A 20,127-nucleotide genomic window follows, 5' to 3' on the forward strand; every position below is an offset into this window, starting at 1 on the left:
AGACCCCGGGCCTGTCGGCCATGCCCGCCCTGATCCCCGGCCCCCTGGCCGCCGAGGAGGCGGGCGTCGCCCCGGCGACGATCCGCAAGTGGGTCCAGCTGGGCCACCTGCGGGCGGCCGGCAAGGCGGGCCGGGCTCAACTGTTCCGACTGGAGGACGTGTTCGCCGCGGAACGAACGGCCCGCCGCCGTCCTCGTACCGCTTAGCTCGCACGTACCGCACGACGAAGCGCCCCGCGTCTCCTGAAGAGACGCGGGGCGCTTCGCCGTTCGCCTACAGTCCGGTTCAGCGTCGGACAACTCAGGGGGTCGGGTCATGAGCTGGTACGTGCTGGTGGAGGCGAACGAGTACCACAGCGGCGACAACGTCTGGCGCCTGGTGGACAAGGTCCCCGTCGACGGTGGGCGGGAAGCCGCCATCGCCCGGGCGGAGGAGACCAGCCGCACGTGGGTGAGGGGCACGCCGCCCGAGGGGGAGGGCCGTCTCGTGTTCCGTACGTCTGAAACGAGTTGGCTCGTGGAGAGGTCCTCCTACAAGCAGTACGAGGGGACCTCGGACCCGATCAAGCAGACCCGGCACCTGCGCGTCAGCGTCGCCGAGCTGGTGATGGCACGCGAGCCGGCCCGCCTCGATCCCCCCAAGAAGGGCTGGCTGCGGCGGTAGCCACTCGTTTCCGATCGGGCCCTTCGGGCCTGGCGTTCCGAGTGGGCGCCGAACCGCCAGACGAATTAGTTGCGTGCGCGCACGCTCTCTGTCACAGTTGGTGCAGCGGCGGAGCTGTGCCCGAACAACGGGCGACGGCTTCGCCGTTCGCCGTCCGGGAGCGCTCCGCGCCCCTCCCCCCTTCCCCGCGTCGAGCGCCCCGGACGGCCCCCGCACCACAAGCGACACCCGCACCACAACCGTCCCGCCTCCCCTTCCCCTCTTGAGGAGAACCGTCATGACCACTCCCCCGAGTGCGTTCCCGGACGTCGAGAAGCTGGTCGTCGACGTCCTCAAGGCCGACCCGGCCCTGGCCGGCGCCACGATCGCCGTCCAGGCGCCCGCCGGCTTCGACGGCACGCAGAGCGCCGTCCTGGTGAACCGCCGCGGCGGCGCCTGGATCGGCGACCTGCACGTCGACAAGCCGCTGATCGAGTTCGAGGTGTACGGGCCGACCAAGCAGGCGGCCCACGTGCTCGCCAACGGCGCCCGGCGCGCGCTGCTCGCCACGATGGGCAAGCAGATCGGCGTCAACTTCGTCAGCGACGTCGAGGAGCAGGACGGCCCGCGCTGGCTGCCCGACTACGTCTACCGCGGCGCCAACCGCTACCTCTGCGTGATCCAGCTCTCCCTCAGCGTCTTCTGAGACGACCAGCGAGGCGACTCCCGAGCCGTCTTCATACACGCGATCCGAGGGTCCCCCGAGCCCGTACGGCTCCCTGACGGACGCTCACCCCACAGACCAGGCCTCGCCGTCCGGCGGGGCCTTTGCCGTACCCGGGCCCGACGCCCGGTGCGGCGCCCCACCCCTCCCTCATCCCAAGGAGAAACCCACCATGGCTGGAAACAACTCCGCCGAGATCCGCGTCGCAGGCGTCGGCAAGCTCTACGTGGCCAACGCCGGCACCGACATCCCGGCCTTCGGCGCCGACTCCGCCACCGACTGGGCGTCCTGGACGGACCTCGGCTTCACCACCGGCGACGGCGTCACCTTCTCGAAGAAGGACAAGCTGGAGGCCATCGACTCGTGGCAGTCGGTCTCCCCGGTGCACTACATCTACTCGGCCCGTGACCTCTCGCTGAAGTTCTCCATGCTCCAGTTCAACGAGTCCACGCTGCCGTTCTTCATGGGCGGCGGAAAGGTCGAGGCGGTGGGCGCCCCGGCGACCGACACCTACAAGTACGAGATCGCCGAGCGTCCGTTCGCGGACGTGCGCGCCCTCGGCCTGGAGTTCACCGACGTCAAGGCCGGTGGCACGACCGCGGTCACGTACCGCTTCATCATCCCGCGCGGCCAGGTCACCGCGTCGGACGACATCAAGCTGGCCCGCAAGGCGGCGTCGCAGCTGGGCATCACCTTCACGGCCATGTCGAACGGCAACGGCAAGCCGCTGGCGTCCTTCCTCATGAAGGACAGCCAGTACTCCGCGACCGTCTGACCTTCTCCACCCGGGGCGGGACGGCCGACCGCCGTCCCGCCCCACCCCTTCTCCTCTTCACCCACTCGAACAAGGAGTACGCATCACCATGGCCCGTTTCGACGTCAACGCCGCCCGCGCCCAGCGCCTGGAGGCCCACGGTCGCACCTGGTCCTTCGAGCTGGACGGCGAGTCCTACACGCTCCCCACCGAGTTGTCCCGCGCGACCGCGAAGGCCCTGCGCAGGCTCGACGACAACGACGTGGACGGCCTGCTCGCGCTCCTGATGGGTGAGGAACAGTTCGCCCGCTTCGAGGAGCACGACCTCACCATGCAGGACGTCGCCGCCATCCTGGAGGCCTACGGCAAGGAGACCGGGCTCGGCCTGGGGGAAGACTGAGCCTCGTCGAGTTCGTCGACGAACACGCCGAGGCACTTGAGGCGGACCTGCTCCGCTACTACCGCGTCGATCTTCTCGATTGGCACCGGGGTGAGCTCTCCAGCCGGCGGCTCATGGCCCTGATCAGGCATCTGCCACGGGACGGCGCCGTCCAGCGGGAGCTGCACGGCGAGAGCGCGGAGTGGTCGATCACCGACCACCTGCTCGCGGCGGCGGTCGACCATCTGGCCGTCGCCAACTGGATGTTCCAGGCCGTCAACACGGGTGAGGACGACGAGCAGCCCGAGTACCCCTCGCCCGTCCCGCGTCCGGATGCCGCGGACGAGGACGACGAGGAGCCGGACGAGAACTCTGCGGAGGCGAGGAGCAGCGAAGGCGTTTCCCCTGCGGCCCTCGCCCGGTTCTTCGGCTGATTCCGCATCCGCCTACCTCGCCCACTGATGCCGCATCCCCCATGGCCCCCGGAGCCCGTTCCCGTCAGGGATCTGGCTCCGGGGGCGCTTCCTGTGCTCGCTCCCCGGTCAGTTCCTCTTCCAAGGCCCTGGCACGCTCCGAAAGCCTGCGCGCCTTGCGGGCGCGCTCGTCGGGCTCCGCCGGTGCAGGGGTGGAGCGGTCGCTGCCGGACCCGGCCTGCCCGGGGACCCCGGCGAGCGGTGGCACGATCGGGCGGCCGCCCTTGCCTCGCACGACCTTCCGTACAGGCTGCGTCGGCCTGCGCGTGCGGCTCTCCTGGGCGGTCGGCGGGATGTCGGTTTCGGTAGCGGGTTCTTCGGTGCGCGGACGGGAGGCCTCGTCCTGCTGCGGCCCGCCGGCGTTCGCGTGCTCGGGCTCGTCCTGCGGAAGATCCTGTTCTGGTCCACGGTCGAGGAGTTCGCGCTCCGTACGCATCCGAGCCTCGGTCTGGACAACAACGGCGGGCGGTTCGAGGAGCCGAGCGAAGGGCAGCGGGATGACACGGGCACCGTCGCCGGCGTCAGCGCGCCGCTGGGGACGGCGGATTCCACGCGCGTCACCCTGACCTTGCGCGTAGGCGTCTCCCACGCGCTTCTCGTACTCGCGCCGTATACGCGGGAGTTCCTCCGACATGGCCTCGGCCCACCCTGCCGTGAACGCGGCCGCCTCTCGCCTGTCGATCACGGCCCGCGGCATGACGACGAGGTCTTCCGGTGCGTACCCGTGGACGTGGACCAGTTCGGAGAGCCGTGCGAAGAGGTGAGGCAGATCCGCGTGGGACTCGAGCCAGTCAGTGACTCGCTCCCGCCGGTTAGCGCCCGGCTCCGTGTCCATGCGTCCGCACTGCCTTCCAACCCCCCGGGGTCCCCACGCGCCCCTCGCGCCCCTTCGCCCCCCGCGACTGTGTCGGGCCCGGGGAACGCGCCTTCAAGAGTACCCCTGTCGAACACAGGCTCCCGATCGAGGACCAATCCCTGCGGGGGCACCGTCAGAAGACACGCCGTCAGACGTTTCAGGCTCGACAAGCTCGAACCTCTGTTCGACAATGCTTCGTACGTACGTTCGATAGCCGAAAGGCAGGGCACCATGACGTCTCAGACCGGGGGAAACCGCACCGGGGCCACGCTCCACGATCGCCTCAACGCGTTGCTCCAGGGCCCCGGTCCCCTCGACAAGCGCGCACTGCTCGCCACCCTCGACGCAGAGGTCGCGGCTCGCGAGATCCGCGCGTACAAGGCGGGGTGGAACGACGCCCTCGCCGAACGACGCCGCTGACACCCCGTACCGCACGTCACGCCTCGCCGCGCGGGAGAACCCCCACGGCCACGCACACAAGCCGTCTGCACCTCCCCAGGGCAGGCGGCTTCGGCGTCTCCGGGTGCGCTGCGGCACGACATCTCCGAATCGAGGACAGCAATGGCAACTCCCCCGCCGCCCCCGCCGAACCCCAAAACGCCGCCATCCGGATCGCTTTGGTACGCCCCCTGGATCAACGAGGCCGACTACCAGGCCACCAAGGAAATGGCCTTCGGCTGGACAAGTACGGTCACCGCCGTAAAGGGCGACATCACCCTGATGAAGGTCGAGATGGCCGGCCTCTTCGCCCTCTCCCTCGGCCTCGCCAAGATCGACTACACCTGGCTCAAGCTCGACGACAAGGGCCTCACGATCAACGGCCGTCAGAGGTTGGGTTGGCCGTGGGCGGACAAGGCCAAGCACTTCCAGCTGCGCGTCGAGAACCACCAGAGGGCGCTGTTCGACGAGCAGAAAGGCCTGAAGAAGAAGCTGGAGAGGCTGACCACGCGCCAAGGCGAACTGGACCAGGCTCAGAGGCGACTGCGTGGAGCCGAGGCGCAGGAACGCGACGCCCAGCGCCGGCTGGACGAAGGACGCGGCACTCAGCGGCAGCTCGACCGGGCGAGAGCGCTGTCGGCCATGGCCAGGGACGAGGTCGACCGGCTGCAGAAGAGGGTCGACCGCGCAAAGGGATCCGCCGAGAAACTCGCCAAGAGCGTCTCCAAAACCTTCACGAAGCTCGACAACCTCCTGGGCAAGGAGAAAGACGCGAAAGAGCAGTGGAAGACGAACGCAGCCACGGCGACCTCCGATCTCAACGCGCTGCGGACCGCTCTCGGGCAGACCACGCTCGCCCTGACCGATCGCGCCGGCTGACGAACACCGTCACCACGATCGGCCCAGCCCCCTCCCGTGAAATCAGGTGACCATGTCTCTCACCAAGGCACTCTCCACGACCTCCTCGGCGCTCAGGAACTTCAAGTCCAACGCCCAGCAGGGAGCGCAGGCCGCTTCCCGCATCGGCAGCGGCGCGAACTCCGCCTCGAACGGGGTCAAGCAACTCAAGTCCTCCGCCCAGTCCACCACCTCTCAGCTCAAGAACCTGAAGACCGCCACCGACCAGGCCGAGCGCTCCATGACGAAGGCCGGCCAGACCGGTCAGTCCGCCGGAACCAAGCTCGGCAAGTACGAGTCCGGCGCCGGCAAGGCCGCCAAGGGTCAGGACAAGCTCAACAAGTCCATGAAGGGCAACTTCCTCGCCCGCCTGATCGAGCTGTTCATGCCGCTCATCGAGAAGGTCGTCGAGATGGCGACGCGCTCGAAGACGATGCAGACGATCATGAAGAAGGCCTTCGCCGCCATCAAGACCGTGATCAGCTCGGTCATGAAGGCCATCGGTCCGATCATGAAGAAGGCCGGCCAGCTGATCAAGACGGTCTGGAACGGCATCAAGTCGGCCATCTCCACGGTCGTCAAGGCCGTCGCCACCGTCATCAAGACCTACGTGAAGATCTGGAAGACGGTCATCACCACGGTGATGAAGGCGATCAAGACCGTCATCAGCACCGTCTGGAACGGCATCAAGGCCGTCATCACCCCGGTGGTCAATTGGATCAAGACCGCGATCCCGAACGCCTTCAAGGCGGTCAAGGACAAGATGTCGTCCATCTGGAACGGCCTCAAGGACATCGCGTCCCGGGCGTTCAACGGCATCAAGAGCGGTGTGTCCGGCCCCATCAACTCCGTCATCGGGCTGATCAACCGGATGATCGGCAGCCTCAACCGGGTCAAGGTCAGCGTCCCCGGCTGGGTCCCGCTCGTCGGCGGCAAGACCTTCGGCGTCAACATCCCGACCATCCCGATGCTCGCCACCGGTGGTGTCGTCATGCCCCGCAACGGCGGTGTCCCGGCGATCCTCGCCGAGGCCGGCGAGGCCGAGGCCGTCCTCCCGCTCTCCAAGCTGGACCGGCTGCTCGCCCTGACGGCCCGCCGCGCCCAGATGACGGCCCGTACCGGGCTGGCCGGCGCCGCGGGTGCCGGGCTGCACATCGAGCACTACCACGCGGCCCGGGGCAGCGACCCGCACTCGACGGCGGCGGCCCTGATGTACCTGGTGAAGGCGCGCGGATGAGTGCAATCGCCCTGACTCCGGTGTACAGCGGACGCCTGCTCACGGGGGCGCCCACCGCCTTCCGCAACCTGAGCAGCGCCGTCCGGCCGGCCGACGCGGCACTCCGGGAACTGACCCGCGCTCTGCGCGACGCCGCAGGCAAGGTCGGCCGCCTTGCCGGCGAGGCCCGCGGCGCGGCCACCACCGTCGGTCGGTTCCGTAGCGACGCCACCTCCGCCGGCGGTGCCGTCACCAAGCTGAGCCGCTCGTCGGCCCACCGCGGCGTCAAGTCGTTCGGCGACAGAGCCGGAAAGGCGAGGACATCGCTCGGCAGGCTCGGCCAGGGCCTCGGCGGCATCGTCGCCATCCTCCTGCCGCTCCTTCCGATCACCGACGTCATCACCAAGCTGATGGAGACCTTCGGCACCCTCACGACCGTCGCCTCCGTCGCCATGGTGGCCATCAACGTCGCCATGCGCGCCAACCCGATCGGCTTCCTCGTCGGCATCCTCGTGCCTGTCGCCGCTCTGCTCATCGAGTACGCGATGAACAGCGAGACCGGGCAGCGGATCATGAACCAGGTCTTCCAACAGGTCCTGAAGGGCTTTCAGTCGGTCTGGAGTTTCCTCCAGCCGATCATGAAGGTGCTCGGCCAGGCCGTCGGTACGTACTTCAAGGCGTATCTGACCCTGTTCACCACCGCCCTGAAGATCGTCGGCTCCGGTATCAGCGGGCTCTCCAAGGTCCGCGCCTCCGTCACCTCGGCCTCCAACGCCCTGCGCGGGATCGCCTCCCGCACCATCGGCGGGATCAAGAACGCCGTCAAGCCGATCCTGACCTTCGTCACCGACAAGATCCCCGGCTTCTTCCGCACCGCCAAGGACACCGTCAGCGGAGCCATGCGCGGCATCGGCGACCTGATCAAGGGCGCGCTCAGCAGCGTCATCGGCGTCGTCAAGGGACCGATCAACGGTCTCATCGCCTTCGCCAACTGGATCATCGACGGCCTCAACAAGCTGAGCTTCAACTTCCTCGGCAAGAAGTTCGGCGTCGACCTCGACAAGATCCCGATGCTCGCCGACGGCGGTGTCGTCTTTCCCGGCGCCACCGACGCGCCCCGCATCGACTCGCTCACCGTGCTGGAGAACCGCCGCGTCCCGGCCCTCACCGAAGCGCCCCCGCGGCCGCACCGCGTCCGGGACTTCCACGAGAAGCCCGGCGCCGGCCCCCGGTCGACCGCAGAGGACCTGCTCTTCCTCGCGACCTCGCACCGATGACCGCGCACCGCCGATCGCGCACCCGCGCACCCGCGCACCCGCGCACCGATGACCGCCCACCACTGACGCCCCATCAGAAGTGAGGTGACGGCCCCATGGCCGAGACCACGACCGCATACGCCACCGGAACCGAATTCACCGCCGACCTCGCGCCCGGCTCGCTGATCACCCAGGACGGGCAGATCCAGTGGGCCGGGCTTCTCATCGGCCCCGGCACCCCCTTCGCCGTCGACCGCTCCGGTCTCACCGGCTGGGAGGACCTGCCCGAGTACGACTCGTCCGACGCCGAGCGGCCCACCTCGCACGGCGCATGGCCCGGCTCCCGTTACGCCAAGCCGCGCAAGGTCGGCGGAACGGTCGTGCTCGTACCGGAGTACAGCGCCGCCACCGCAGCCGTCCGAGCCCTGCGGCAGGCCCTCGCCCTCCTCGACGAGGAACGCTGGCTCACCGTCCGGCTGCACGGCGAACTGCTCACCGTGCGCGCCCGGATCGCGCAGCGGGTCATCCCCGCCGACCAGGGCTTCGCCACCCAGGGCAGCTCCAAGATGTCCGTCCAGTGGCTGGCCACCGACCCACGCCGCTACGCCGTCAACGAGCAGACCGTCACCACCGTCGCCCCGCAGCCGGAGTCCGGCCTGACCTGGCCGCTGACCTGGCCCCTCGACTGGGGCCAGGCCACGTCCACCGGCGACGTCGTCGCCGAGAACACCGGCTCGGCCGCCACCCACCCGGTGATCGCCTTCCACGGTCCCTGCTCCATGCCGACCGTCACCGAGCGGACCAGCCGGCGCCGGTTGCGGTACGCCATCGACCTGGCCGCCGGCGACGTGCTGGTCGTCGACACCGCCGAGGGCACGGTCACGCTCAACAACACCGCCTCCCGCCGCCACACCGCGATGGCCGACTCCAGCCCCGAGGAGCTCTTCCTCCTGGAGCCGGGCCGCACCGAGCTGGCGTTCCGACCGGACGGAGCCGGTCAGGAGTCCCTGATGACGGTCCGCTGGCGCAGCGCCGAATGGTGAGCCGACCGGTCACCGTCCCTCCGCCCACCCCCGAACAGAGAGGCGCACCATGACCGTCACCGCCGCCTGGCTCACCGCCACCGGCCAGACCCGCGAGGACACCCGCCTCGCCCTCGCGGCCCTGCTGACACCCAGCGGCCAGAGCCCCGAGGAGACCCCGCTGCGCTCCCGCCCCGGCGTCCTGCCGGGCGGCTTCGTCCTGACCGGAACCGCGCCGATGGAGTGCGTGATCGGCACGGGCCGCGCGATCGTGCAGGGCAAGGTCACCGACCAGGGCGCCTACCTGGTCGCGGCCGTCTCGCCACAGACCCTCACCCTCGAGGACGGCGATCCGCAGTACGACCGGATCGACCTGATCGAGCTGGCCGTCGTCGACGACACGTACGACAAGACCGGCACCACGGAAGCGGTCGTACGCCTGGTCAAGGGCGAGGCACGGGCCGTTCCGGTCGCCCCGGCCCCCGGCGTCGGCTCCACCCTCCCGCTCTACACGGTCACCGTCCGGGCCGGGACCTCGGCCGGTACCGGCGGCGTCGCGTGGACCACCGGCGGGGTCACCACCCAGCACTGGCCCGTGGTCGCGCTCGGCGGCATCACGCCCACCAGCGGCTTCAAGGGCGCCTACATCGGCCAGTACCGCGACGCCGGCTCCACTCTCCAGCGCTGGGACGGCACGACCTGGGTCTCCTACCCCCGGGCCCTCGGCGGCATCGCCCCGAGCGGCACGGCGGCGGCCGGCACGTACGCGGGGCAGTACCGCGACGACTCCGGGGTCCTGCAGCGCTGGGACGGCCAGGCCTGGCAGTACGCGCAGGGCCGGGCGAGCATCCTGTTCTGCGCCTCGCAGACGCTGTCGGGCCAGGTGCAGAGCATCGCGTCGAACACGTGGACGGCGCTCAACCTGCCGACGGTCGACGTCGACGAAGCCACCGGCTGGAACGGATCCCACACCTACACGGTGCCGCGCACCGGCTGGTGGCGCGTCTCGGGGCACGCCGTCTTCGCCAACGACGCCCAGACCGGCATGCGCGGCGCCCGTCTCGTGGTCAACGGCTCCGGCGTGCAGCGCGCCACCTGGCTCACCCCCGCGGGCAACGGCGCGATCGCCGTGGGCGGCAGCGCCCTGCTCAAGCTCAACGCCGGCAACACGCTGCAACTGGCCGCGTACCAGAGCCACACCGCTGCGGTGAAGACGCTCGGCGGTTCCGGCTACGCCTGCACCCTCACCGCCGAGTGGGTCAAGTCCTGACGTCCGCCGCCCACCCCGCACCTTCCTGATTGGAGAACCCCATGAACCTGCGCAGCAGCTGGGTCAACGAGATCGGCCAGACCCGTGAGGACACCCGCCTCACCCAGATCGGCGCGACCACGGCGGTCAACCCCGTCCAGGTCCGCTCCGGCATCCTGCCGGGCTCCTACAACGGTCAGCACCGGCTCTCCGGCTTCTGGATGACCGGCGCCTCCGCCATGACGGCGACCGTCTCCGAGGGCCGTGCCGTCATCCAGGGCGACATCTCCCAGGGTGTCTACCCGGTCACCCTGCCGGCCTCCGAGCCGCTGACCTTCGCGGCCGGCAACGAGTTCAACCGCATCGACCTCGTCGTCCTCAAGGTCTACGACCCGCTGTACGACGGCCCGGGGCGCAACGAGGCCCTGGTGGAGATCATCGTGGGCAAGGCCGAACCGACGCCGAAGGCCCCGGCCGCCCCGCCGCGCAGCCTCCCGCTGTACGAGGTGACCGTGCCCGCCGGCGCCAGCGCGGGCAACGGCGGCATCAACTGGAACACCGCTCTGAAGGACCTGCGCGTCCCGGTCGTCTCCCTCGGCGGCATCCTCCCCGTCGAGGGCCCGGTCGTTCCGGGCGCCTACCCGGGACAGTTCCAGGACTCCGGCGGCGCGCTCCAGCGCTGGGACGGCGGCGCGTGGGTGTCGTACCCGTCCTCGCTCGGCGGCATCATCCCGAACAGCGCGGGGAACATGACGGCCAGCTACACGGGCCAGTACCGGGACTCGGCGGGCGGCGTACTCCAGCGCTGGAACGGTTCGGTGTGGAGGCCGGCCGTCCCGGGGCCGTACTTCACGGGGACCAACGACGCGGGATGGACGACGTCGACCACGTACACCCCGACGCTCTCGGAGACCACCGACACCCCCCTCCAGGTCAACTTCGTCGCGCCGGCGTCGGGTGCCGTCGTGGTCAACTACGGCGCTCGCATCAGCTCGGCAGCGACCACGCCGGCATGGATGGCTCTCCGGATCACGCAGGGAACCACGGCCTGGTACACGGAGAACGACGAGATCGCCGTCGTCCACACCAGCGCCACCGCCTCGTCGGTCGCGTCCGTGACGCGCTTCTACGGCATGACGCCCGGGCTCACCTACACGATGACCGGCATGTTCAAGGTCGGGACGAACACGACATCGGTCAAGGGCAACTTCGACAACCTCTTCATCATGGTCACCCCCCAGAACTGACCCGGCCTCAGACCGTCCGACAGGAGTACCCCCATGCCCGTACGCTCCGGCTGGCTCCTGCCCACAGGGCAGACCCGCCAGAACACCCGTATCACCTCGCTGGGCGCCACGACACCCGCCAACCCGCTCGCCTCCCGCTCCGGCGTCCTGCCCGGCACGTACGACGGCAAGTTCCGGGTCGGCGGACTGTGGCTGAGCGGCAACGGCCCGATGACGGCCACCGTCTACCACGGCAGGGCCGTCATCCAGGGCGCCACCACCGACGGCGCCTACCCCGTCGCCCTGGACGAGGACATCACCCTCACCTTCGGCGACGGCGACCCCCTCAACCCCCGTATCGACCTCGTCGTCCTCCGCGTCCAGGACCACGACGCCGACGCGGGCGGCAAGTACGAGGCGACCGTCGAGATCGTCCGGGGCGAGGCCGCCGCCACACCGGTGGCGCCCACCCCGCCCCCGCTCTCGCTCACGCTGTTCTCCATCCGGGTCAAGGCCGGAGCCTCGGCCGGCACCGGCGGCGTCGGCTGGGCCGACAGCGGCGTCGTCACCGACCTGCGCACCACGGTCGTGAGCGCCGGCGGCATCCTGCCCGTGTACAACAACGCCGGCACGGCCGGCGCGTACCCGGGCCAGTACCAGGACAACGACAACTCCCACTACCTCCAGCGCTGGGACGGCAACGCCTGGGTCGCCTACCCGAAGGAGATCGGCGGCATCGCCACCAACGGGACGCTGTCGACGGGCAGTTACCCCGGGCAGTTCCGCGAGAACAACGGCGTGCTGCAGCGGTGGAGCGGTACGGCATGGGTCAACTACCACGCGCCGTACGACATCGAGCCCGTCTTCACCGGCGCGACGGCGCTGACCGGCTGGAGTCTCGGCTCGTTCTCCGGCCGCCGCACCCGCGCAGGTGTCGTCATGGTGCGGGTCTCGGTCACCCGTACCGGCGCGAACATCACCGCACCCGCCAACGGCAGCATCGCGGAGCAGCCGCTGTGCACCCTGCCGGCCGGCTGGTCCCCCGCCATGACCTTCGACACGACGGCCACGGACACCCAGGGGTGCGGTGTCGGCACGATCTACGCCACCACCGCCCAGGTCACGCTCCGTTCCTGGACACCCACCGCGGTCATCCCCACCGGCCGGACCGTGTACGTCTCCGCCACCTACGTCCTGTAAGGAGGCCCGCGATGGCACTCGACACGCCCTACCGGGCGATCTTCTGCGACCTGTTCACCGACCAGACCATCGACATCCTGCCGCTGCGGGACGTCCAGTTCGAGGACTACATCGGCCGGGCCGGCTCCCTGTCCGGCACCATCCCCGTACCCAACGAAGAGATGGCCGACCGGGTTCGCAAGGTTCTGGCCGGACGTACCACCGTCTACCTGGAACGCGGTGGGGACCTGTGGTGGGGCGGCATCGTCTGGACCACCACGCTGCAGTCCAGCGGGCGCGGTGTGCTGACCCTGGGCATCCAGGCGGCCACCTTCGACTCGTACGCCACCCGCCGCCGCATCCGCACCGACATCACCTACACCACGCCGACCGACCAGCTGGTCATCGCCCGCCGACTGTGGACGGAGGTCCAGGCAGGACTTGGCCGGAGCGGTATCGCCGTCGGCACGGAGACCTCGCCGGTCAAGCGGACGGCGGCCTGGCGGCTCGGCGACGAGACCGTCTACCAGGAGGCGCTCGACCAGCTCGCCGCCCAGGAGAACGGTTTCGAGCAGCAGATCCTCGTCTACCGCGACCCGGTCACCGGCGAGCGCATCCGCCAACTCCGGCTCGGCCACCCGAAGATCCGTACCGGCGCGACCGACATGCTCTTCGACCGGCCCGGCGCCATCCTGTCGTACTCCTTCCCGGACGACGCGACCCGCGGCGGCACCACCGCCCTCGCCCGAGGTGCGTCGGCGAACACCAACGCCGCCGCCGAGTCCCGGCCGACCGTGTCGGCGGAGAAGGTCGACACGACACTCCTGAACGCCGGTTGGCCGCGGGTCGACCTGTCCTCGGACCACAACGAGGTCAGCGACGTCCCGACGCTGAACTCGCTGGCCGCCGCCAGCCTGGCCCAGGCCGCCGGATCCGTGCTCATCCCCCAGATCAGCATCAGGCTCGGCGGGATCGTCCCGCCGGCGCTCCTCGGCCGGACCGCCCGGATCCGGATCACCGACGAGTGGCACCCCGGAGGCCTCGACCGTCGCTACCGCGTCATCGGCGTCAAGGTCAGTCCCCCGGAGCGCGGCCGCCCCGACACCGCCGAGCTCTACATCGAGGAGGCATGATGACTCAGCTCCCCGAGGACATCATCGACCGGCTGATCCAGATGGAGCGCCGGATCCAGGCCCTGTCCACCGCCGTGAACACGCGCCCCGCCCTCAACGACGTCGTCAACGGCTCACTCACGGTGAAGCGGCAGACGGACCCGCAGGACCCGAGCACGGCCACCACCCTCGTCCAGATCAGCGGCAGCGGTCCGGGCGCGACCAAGCCGGTGCTGCGGGTCAACGACTCCTTCGGCCACGAGGTCCTCTCGGACGACATCCTCACCGGCGGCCTCGCCCGACCGTGGCTGCCGATGCTCCCGCCGCAGAGCATGGCCAGCGCGCACTGGCCGGCCACCAACGCCACCGTCTGGACCACCATCGCCCAGTCCCAGAACCCGATCTGGCAGCCCAAGATGCGGCTGCGGATGTACACCCGGATCTCCGGCACCGCCGTCGGCCAGATCCGGGTGATGGTGGACGGCGTCCAGTTCGGCCCGACCGTCGCCGCAGGCAGCACCTTCGACCACACCGGCCCGGTCGTCGCCGACATGCAGGGCGGCTTCGGGGCGACCATCACCTTCGAGATCCACGGCATCGTCACGAGCGGCTCCGGCAACGTGTACGCCCAGCCGGTCCTCCTGCACGGCCGCCAGACCTGACCCGCCCCGCCCACTGGAAAGGAGCCACCCATGATCCCCGACCCCGACCAGCCCTGGGGCCTGGCCATCGACTACGCCGGCCGCGGCACCGTCACCGAGAGCGGCCACACCATCAGCGTCCGCCTGTACGACAACACCCTCGGCGGCCCGCTCGAACCCGACCAGCTGACCGGCGCGTACCCGGCGGTCTACGTCACCGCCCAGGTCACCGCCGTCGGAGAAGCGGGCACCGCCCTGCGCGGCTACGCCACGGTCGTCGTCAACCCGCTGGACGCGGACCCGGTCCTCCCCGACCCCACCGCCGTCCAGCAGGCCGTCGCGGCCGCGCTCACCGACTTCGAGCACCGCCGCGCCGCCTACGCCGCGCTCTGCGCGACCTGGGCCCCGCCCGCCGAACCGGCCCCGGAGCCCGAGCCGGCCCCCCAGCCCGCTCCGTAGCCGAGGGGCCACCCGGCCCCACACCACATCCGTACGCCCGCCACCGCGCGGGCTTTTTTCATGCCCGCACCCCCGCCATAGCCCCCAAGCCCGGAGGTCACCCATGGCCACTCCCCTCACCGCGGACCGGCTCGTCGCCGCGCTCCGTGCCGAAGGCGTCAAGGTCGTCGAGCACGACGGCTGGCGCACCCATCACCGCAACCACACCGGCGCCTGGGGCCCCGTCGTCGGCGTGATGATCCACCACACCGTCTCCAGCGGCACCGCCTCCTCCGTCGAGCTCTGCTACAACGGCTACTCCGGGCTCCCGGGCCCGCTCTGCCACGGCGTGATCGCCAAGGACGGCACGGTCCACCTGGTCGCGGGCGGCCGCGCCAATCACGCCGGCGGCGGAGACCCCTCGGTCCTCCAGGCCGTGATCACCGAGGCGTACGGGGTCCGGCCGCCCGCCCCGCGCATGCACCAGGGCAGCGCCGGGGCCGTCGACGGCAACTCCCGCTTCTACGGCTTCGAGTGCATCAACCTCGGCAACGGCACCGACCCCTGGCCTGCCGCCCAGCTCGACGCCATCGAACGGACCTCCGCCGCCCTCTGCCGCGCCCACGGCTGGGGCGCCAAGTCCGTCATCGGCCACCTGGAGTGGTCGGACTGGAAGAGCGACCCGCGCGGCTTCGCGATGCCGGGCATGCGCGAGCGCGTCCAGAAGCGGCTCGGCCAGGCACCGTCGAAGCAGCCCCCGACCACCCCGCAGAAGCCCGCCCCGCCGCGCTACCAGGCGTTCCCCGGCACCGCGTTCTTCAAGACCACCCCGAGTTCCCCGATCATCACGGCGATGGGCCGCCGGCTGATGGCCGAGGGCTGCGGCCGCTACCAGGTCGGCCCGAGCCCCCGCTGGTCCGAGGCCGACCGCCAGTCGTACGCCGCCTGGCAGCGCAAGCTCGGCTTCCGCGGAGCCGACGCCGACGGCTGGCCCGGAGCCACCTCCTGGAACGCGCTCAAGGTCCCGCACACCACCTGAGGAGTCCCCATGGCCCTGTCCGAGCCCACCAAGCGGACCGCCCGCACCGTCCTGCAGACCGCGGTCGCCCTCGCCGTCGTCCTCCCCGCGATCGTCGACGCCTCCGGCCTCCCCGCGACCCTCCCCTGGGTCGCCGGGGCGCTCGCCGCCGCCGGCGCGCTGACCCGGGTGATGGCCGTACCGGCCGTCCAGAACCTGCTGCCCTCCTGGCTGCGCACCACCCCGGGGGCGGCGGATGACCGAGGCTGACCCGAACGACCCGGTGGCGGTGGCGCTGGAGCTGGAGCGCCTCCGCGGCACGCTGGAGGCCGGCTTCGCCCGCGTCGACGGCTCGCTCGCCCTCCTGGTCCAGCGCAGCGACCAGACCGACAAGCAGCTCGCCGACCACGAGGCCCGCCTCGACGAGCTGGAACGTGCCCGCTGGCCGCTGGCCTCGATCGCCGCCCTCACGGCCACCGCGGGCCTCGGCTTCGCGATGTGGGAGATCGTGAGCCGGTAGCCCTCCTGTTGCACAGACGCCGAAGGGCGGCCACCCCGTACGCAACGGGGTGACCGCCCTTCGGTCGATCAAGCGACTCGCTTACTGGTTGTACGGACCGTAGTCGTAGTCCTCCAGCGGAACGGCCTGGCCGGAGCCGGTGCCGAACGGCGAGTAGTCGATGTCGTCGTAGCCGACGGCCGAGTACATCGCGGCCTTGGCCTCCTCGGTCGGCTCGACCCGGATGTTGCGGTAGCGGGACAGACCCGTACCGGCCGGGATGAGCTTACCGATGATGACGTTCTCCTTGAGGCCGATGAGGCTGTCGGACTTGGCGTTGATCGCCGCATCCGTCAGGACTCGGGTCGTCTCCTGGAAGGAGGCGGCCGACAGCCAGGACTCCGTCGCCAGCGAGGCCTTGGTGATACCCATCAGCTGCGGACGTCCGGAGGCCGGGTGGCCACCCTCCGTCACGACCCGACGGTTCTCGGTCTCGAACTTCGAGCGCTCGACGAGCTCGCCCGGCAGCAGCTCCGCGTCGCCGGACTCGATGATCGTCACGCGGCGCAGCATCTGCCGGATGATGATCTCGATGTGCTTGTCGTGGATCGACACACCCTGCGAGTTGTAGACCTTCTGGACCTCGCCGACCAGGTGGACCTGGACCGCGCGCTGACCGAGGATCCGCAGCACGTCGTGCGGGTTGGTGGCACCCACGGTGAGCTTCTGGCCCACCTCGACGTGGTCGCCCTCGCCCACGAGCAGACGGGCACGCTTCGAGATCGGGAACGCCGTCTCGTCGCTGCCGTCGTCCGGGGTGACGACGATCTTCTTGGTCTTCTCGGTCTCCTCGATACGGACGCGGCCGGCCGCCTCCGAGATCGGGGCGACACCCTTGGGCTGACGAGCCTCGAAGAGCTCGACGACACGGGGCAGACCCTGGGTGATGTCGTCACCGGCCACACCACCGGTGTGGAAGGTACGCATCGTCAGCTGGGTACCGGGCTCACCGATGGACTGGGCGGCGATGATGCCGACCGCCTCACCGATGTCGACCAGCTTGCCGGTGGCCAGCGAACGGCCGTAGCAGAAGGCACAGGTGCCGACGGCGGACTCACAGGTCAGGACCGAGCGGGTCTTGACCTCCTCCACGCCGGCGCCCACGAGGGCGTCGATGAGCACGTCACCCAGGTCGACGTTGGCCGGCGCGATGACCTTGCCGTCCACGACGACGTCCTCGGCGAGCATCCGCGCGTACACGGAGGTCTCGACGTCGTCCGTCTTCCGCAGGATGCCGTCGGCACCCTTCTCGGCGATCCGCAGCTTCAGACCGCGCTCGGTGCCGCAGTCCTCCTCGCGGATGATCACGTCCTGCGAGACGTCCACCAGACGACGGGTCAGGTAACCCGAGTCGGCGGTACGCAGGGCGGTGTCGGCCAGACCCTTACGGGCACCGTGCGTCGAGATGAAGTACTCGAGGACGGAGAGACCCTCACGGAAGGACGCCTTGATGGGACGCGGGATCGTCTCGTTCTTGGCGTTCGACACCAGACCACGCATACCGGCGATCTGCCGCATCTGCATCATGTTTCCTCGGGCACCCGAGTCAACCATCATGAAGATGGGGTTCGTCTTGGGGAAGTTCTCGTTCATGGCCTCGGCAACCTCGTTGGTCGCCTTGGTCCAGATCGCGATGAGTTCCTGAGTGCGCTCTTCCTTGGTGATGAGACCGCGCTCGTACTGCTTCTGGACCTTCTCGTCCTGCGCCTCGTAGCCCTTGACGATCTCCTTCTTCGCCTCGGGAACGACGACGTCGGAGATGGCCACGGTGACGCCGGAACGGGTCGCCCAGTAGAAGCCCGCCGCCTTCAGGTTGTCGAGCGTCGCCGCCACGATGACCTTGGGGTAGCGCTCGGCGAGGTCGTTGACGATCTCGGAGAGCTGCTTCTTGCCGACCGAGTAGTCGACGAAGGGGTAGTCCTCGGGCAGCAGCTCGTTGAAGAGCGCGCGGCCCAGGGACGTCCGCAGACGGAACGAGTCACCCTGCTGCCACTCCGGCTCGCCCTCCTCGGCGACCGGGGGAACCCAGCCGCGCGGCGGAACGGTGCCGATCGGGAAGCGGATGTCGATCTGCGACTGCAGCGCCAGCTCGCCGGCGTCGAACGCCATGATCGCCTCGGCCGTGGAGCCGAACGCGCGGCCCTCGCCCTTGGTGTCACGGAGCTCACCGTCGGTGGTCAGGAAGAACAGACCGAGGACCATGTCCTGGGTCGGCATCGTGACCGGACGGCCGTCGGCCGGCTTGAGGATGTTGTTCGAGGACAGCATCAGGATGCGGGCCTCGGCCTGCGCCTCCGCGGAGAGCGGCAGGTGGACGGCCATCTGGTCACCGTCGAAGTCCGCGTTGAACGCGGTGCAGACGAGCGGGTGGATCTGGATGGCCTTGCCCTCGACCAGCTGCGGCTCGAAGGCCTGGATGCCGAGGCGGTGCAGCGTGGGCGCACGGTTCAGCAGAACCGGGTGCTCGGCGATGACCTCTTCGAGGACGTCGTACACGACCGTGCGGCCGCGCTCGACCATCCGCTTGGCGGACTTGATGTTCTGCGCGTGGTTCAGGTCGACCAGGCGCTTCATCACGAACGGCTTGAAGAGCTCCAGCGCCATGGCCTTCGGCAGACCGCACTGGTGCAGCTTGAGCTGCGGGCCGACGACGATGACGGAACGCGCGGAGTAGTCCACACGCTTACCGAGCAGGTTCTGACGGAATCGACCCTGCTTACCCTTCAGCATGTCGCTGAGGGACTTCAGCGGACGGTTGCCGGGGCCCGTGACCGGGCGACCACGACGGCCGTTGTCGAAGAGGGCGTCGACCGCCTCCTGGAGCATCCGCTTCTCGTTGTTCACGATGATCTCGGGGGCACCGAGGTCGAGCAGACGCTTCAGACGGTTGTTGCGGTTGATCACACGGCGGTACAGGTCGTTCAGGTCGGAGGTCGCGAAGCGGCCACCGTCCAGCTGCACCATCGGACGCAGGTCCGGCGGGATCACCGGCACGCAGTCGAGAACCATGCCCTTGGGGCTGTTCGCGGTCTGCAGGAACGCGGAGACGACCTTGAGGCGCTTGAGCGCACGGGTCTTCTTCTGGCCCTTGCCGGTACGGATGATCTCGCGGAGGCGCTCGGCCTCCTCGTCCAGGTCGAAGGACTCCAGGCGCTTCTGCAGCGCCGCGGCACCCATCGAACCGTCGAAGTACGTGCCGAAGCGGTCACGCAGCTCGCGGTAGAGGAGCTCGTCGCCCTCCAGGTCCTGGACCTTGAGGTTCTTGAAGCGGTTCCAGACCTCGTCGAGACGGTCGATCTCGCGCTGCGCGCGGTCGCGCAGCTGCTTCATCTCACGCTCGGCGCCCTCGCGCACCTTGCGGCGCACGTCGGCCTTGGCGCCCTCGGCCTCCAGCTCGGCCAGGTCGGTCTCGAGCTTCTTGGCGCGGGCCTCGAGGTCGGCGTCGCGGCGGTTCTCGATCTGCTGGCGCTCGACGGAGACGTGCGCCTCCAGCGAGGGCAGGTCACGCGTACGACGCTCGTCGTCGACGAACGTGATCATGTACGCGGCGAAGTAGATGACCTTCTCGAGGTCCTTCGGCGCGAGGTCCAGCAGGTATCCGAGGCGCGACGGAACGCCCTTGAAGTACCAGATGTGGGTGACGGGGGCGGCGAGCTCGATGTGGCCCATCCGCTCACGGCGCACCTTGGCGCGGGTGACCTCGACGCCACACCGCTCACAGATGATGCCCTTGAAGCGGACACGCTTGTACTTGCCGCAGTAGCACTCCCAGTCCCGGGTCGGACCGAAGATCTTCTCGCAGAAGAGTCCGTCCTTTTCGGGCTTGAGCGTGCGGTAGTTGATGGTCTCGGGCTTCTTGACCTCGCCGTGGCTCCACTGACGGATGTCGTCAGCGGTGGCCAGACCGATCCGGAGCTCATCGAAGAAGTTGACGTCGAGCACTATGCGTCAATCCCTCTCAGGGTTGTAAGTCTTGGGGTCTGAAACGGGGGTCCTGGGGCCGGCCGGGGACTCAGTGGGTTTCACCGAGTCCCCGTCCGGACTCCCG

The 20,127-nt window shown here is 69.6% G+C and carries 22 protein-coding genes; 20 read left to right on the top strand and 2 right to left on the bottom strand.

What is annotated here, in order from left to right:
• Positions 1 to 20 precede the first annotated feature (20 nt).
• The 6 genes from AB0E14_RS18105 (at position 21) to AB0E14_RS18130 (ending at position 2,933) form a co-directional block, all read left to right on the top strand.
• Positions 21 to 206 carry a hypothetical protein gene (locus tag AB0E14_RS18105; RefSeq protein ID WP_362418429.1) on the top strand — a complete coding sequence of 62 codons (186 nt, stop codon included), beginning with the start codon at positions 21 to 23 and terminating at the stop codon, positions 204 to 206.
• 109 nt (positions 207 to 315) lie between these two features.
• On the top strand, positions 316 to 663 hold the full coding sequence (locus AB0E14_RS18110) for a hypothetical protein (RefSeq protein WP_362418318.1): 348 nt from the start codon (positions 316 to 318) through the stop codon (positions 661 to 663).
• 277 nt (positions 664 to 940) lie between these two features.
• On the top strand, positions 941 to 1,348 hold the full coding sequence (locus tag AB0E14_RS18115; protein WP_362418320.1) for a hypothetical protein: 408 nt from the start codon (positions 941 to 943) through the stop codon (positions 1,346 to 1,348).
• A gap of 190 nt (positions 1,349 to 1,538) precedes the next feature.
• Complete coding sequence (locus AB0E14_RS18120) at positions 1,539 to 2,141, top strand: phage tail protein (protein ID WP_362418323.1); 603 nt, start codon at positions 1,539 to 1,541, stop codon at positions 2,139 to 2,141.
• 88 nt (positions 2,142 to 2,229) lie between these two features.
• Positions 2,230 to 2,520 (top strand): hypothetical protein, encoded by a 291-nt coding sequence (locus tag AB0E14_RS18125; RefSeq protein ID WP_362418325.1) that lies wholly within the window; start codon positions 2,230 to 2,232, stop codon positions 2,518 to 2,520.
• Positions 2,521 to 2,633: 113 nt separating this feature from the next.
• On the top strand, positions 2,634 to 2,933 hold the full coding sequence (locus AB0E14_RS18130; RefSeq protein WP_362418327.1) for a hypothetical protein: 300 nt from the start codon (positions 2,634 to 2,636) through the stop codon (positions 2,931 to 2,933).
• Between the two features lie 64 nt (positions 2,934 to 2,997).
• On the opposite strand, the gene AB0E14_RS18135 is transcribed toward AB0E14_RS18130, so the two are convergent.
• Positions 2,998 to 3,807 carry a hypothetical protein gene (locus tag AB0E14_RS18135; protein WP_362418329.1) on the bottom strand — a complete coding sequence of 270 codons (810 nt, stop codon included), beginning with the start codon at positions 3,805 to 3,807 and terminating at the stop codon, positions 2,998 to 3,000.
• Positions 3,808 to 4,059: 252 nt separating this feature from the next.
• On the opposite strand from AB0E14_RS18135, the gene AB0E14_RS18140 reads away from it, so the two are divergent.
• The 14 genes from AB0E14_RS18140 to AB0E14_RS18205 all read left to right on the top strand — a co-directional run bounded on the left by AB0E14_RS18140 (position 4,060) and on the right by AB0E14_RS18205 (position 16,040).
• Complete coding sequence (locus AB0E14_RS18140; RefSeq protein ID WP_362418330.1) at positions 4,060 to 4,248, top strand: hypothetical protein; 189 nt, start codon at positions 4,060 to 4,062, stop codon at positions 4,246 to 4,248.
• A 141-nt stretch (positions 4,249 to 4,389) separates the two neighbouring features.
• On the top strand, positions 4,390 to 5,145 hold the full coding sequence (locus tag AB0E14_RS18145; RefSeq protein WP_362418333.1) for a hypothetical protein: 756 nt from the start codon (positions 4,390 to 4,392) through the stop codon (positions 5,143 to 5,145).
• A 52-nt stretch (positions 5,146 to 5,197) separates the two neighbouring features.
• Positions 5,198 to 6,400 (top strand): phage tail protein, encoded by a 1,203-nt coding sequence (locus AB0E14_RS18150; RefSeq protein WP_362418336.1) that lies wholly within the window; start codon positions 5,198 to 5,200, stop codon positions 6,398 to 6,400.
• Complete coding sequence (locus AB0E14_RS18155; protein ID WP_362418339.1) at positions 6,397 to 7,656, top strand: tape-measure protein; 1,260 nt, start codon at positions 6,397 to 6,399, stop codon at positions 7,654 to 7,656. The genes AB0E14_RS18150 and AB0E14_RS18155 overlap by 4 nt, the downstream gene beginning before the upstream one ends.
• 95 nt (positions 7,657 to 7,751) lie before the next feature.
• Positions 7,752 to 8,678, top strand: coding sequence for a phage tail protein (locus AB0E14_RS18160; RefSeq protein ID WP_362418342.1), 927 nt, complete (start codon positions 7,752 to 7,754; stop codon positions 8,676 to 8,678).
• A 49-nt stretch (positions 8,679 to 8,727) separates the two neighbouring features.
• Positions 8,728 to 9,927 (top strand): hypothetical protein, encoded by a 1,200-nt coding sequence (locus AB0E14_RS18165; protein WP_362418345.1) that lies wholly within the window; start codon positions 8,728 to 8,730, stop codon positions 9,925 to 9,927.
• Between the two features lie 41 nt (positions 9,928 to 9,968).
• Positions 9,969 to 11,153 (top strand): hypothetical protein, encoded by a 1,185-nt coding sequence (locus tag AB0E14_RS18170; RefSeq protein ID WP_362418348.1) that lies wholly within the window; start codon positions 9,969 to 9,971, stop codon positions 11,151 to 11,153.
• Between the two features lie 33 nt (positions 11,154 to 11,186).
• Positions 11,187 to 12,332: a hypothetical protein gene (locus AB0E14_RS18175; protein ID WP_362418351.1), complete on the top strand. Its 1,146-nt coding sequence runs from the start codon at positions 11,187 to 11,189 to the stop codon at positions 12,330 to 12,332.
• A gap of 11 nt (positions 12,333 to 12,343) precedes the next feature.
• A complete protein-coding gene (locus tag AB0E14_RS18180) occupies positions 12,344 to 13,444 on the top strand; it encodes a hypothetical protein (RefSeq protein WP_362418354.1) in 1,101 nt (366 codons plus the stop codon).
• The gene (locus AB0E14_RS18185) at positions 13,441 to 14,085 is read left to right on the top strand and encodes a hypothetical protein (protein ID WP_362418357.1); all 645 of its coding nucleotides are present in this window, start codon (positions 13,441 to 13,443) and stop codon (positions 14,083 to 14,085) included. The genes AB0E14_RS18180 and AB0E14_RS18185 overlap by 4 nt, the downstream gene beginning before the upstream one ends.
• A 30-nt stretch (positions 14,086 to 14,115) precedes the next feature.
• Positions 14,116 to 14,523, top strand: a complete 408-nt coding sequence (locus AB0E14_RS18190; RefSeq protein ID WP_362418360.1) for an ATP-binding protein — start codon at positions 14,116 to 14,118, stop codon at positions 14,521 to 14,523.
• A 103-nt stretch (positions 14,524 to 14,626) separates the two neighbouring features.
• Positions 14,627 to 15,541 carry a peptidoglycan-binding protein gene (locus AB0E14_RS18195; RefSeq protein WP_362418363.1) on the top strand — a complete coding sequence of 305 codons (915 nt, stop codon included), beginning with the start codon at positions 14,627 to 14,629 and terminating at the stop codon, positions 15,539 to 15,541.
• A 15-nt stretch (positions 15,542 to 15,556) separates the two neighbouring features.
• Entirely contained in the window at positions 15,557 to 15,790 is a 234-nt protein-coding gene (locus tag AB0E14_RS18200) for a hypothetical protein (RefSeq protein ID WP_362418432.1), read from the top strand.
• Positions 15,777 to 16,040 carry a hypothetical protein gene (locus AB0E14_RS18205; RefSeq protein WP_362418366.1) on the top strand — a complete coding sequence of 88 codons (264 nt, stop codon included), beginning with the start codon at positions 15,777 to 15,779 and terminating at the stop codon, positions 16,038 to 16,040. Before AB0E14_RS18200 ends, AB0E14_RS18205 begins: the two co-directional genes overlap by 14 nt.
• A gap of 81 nt (positions 16,041 to 16,121) precedes the next feature.
• Here the strand turns inward: AB0E14_RS18205 and AB0E14_RS18210 are convergent, their stop codons facing one another.
• Positions 16,122 to 20,021, bottom strand: coding sequence for a DNA-directed RNA polymerase subunit beta' (locus AB0E14_RS18210; RefSeq protein ID WP_362418369.1), 3,900 nt, complete (start codon positions 20,019 to 20,021; stop codon positions 16,122 to 16,124).
• Between the last annotated feature and the right edge of the window lie 106 nt (positions 20,022 to 20,127).

Origin of the sequence: Streptomyces sp. NPDC047981 (genome assembly GCF_040653315.1) — a bacterium.
In the GTDB taxonomy this organism is placed as follows: domain Bacteria; phylum Actinomycetota; class Actinomycetes; order Streptomycetales; family Streptomycetaceae; genus Streptomyces.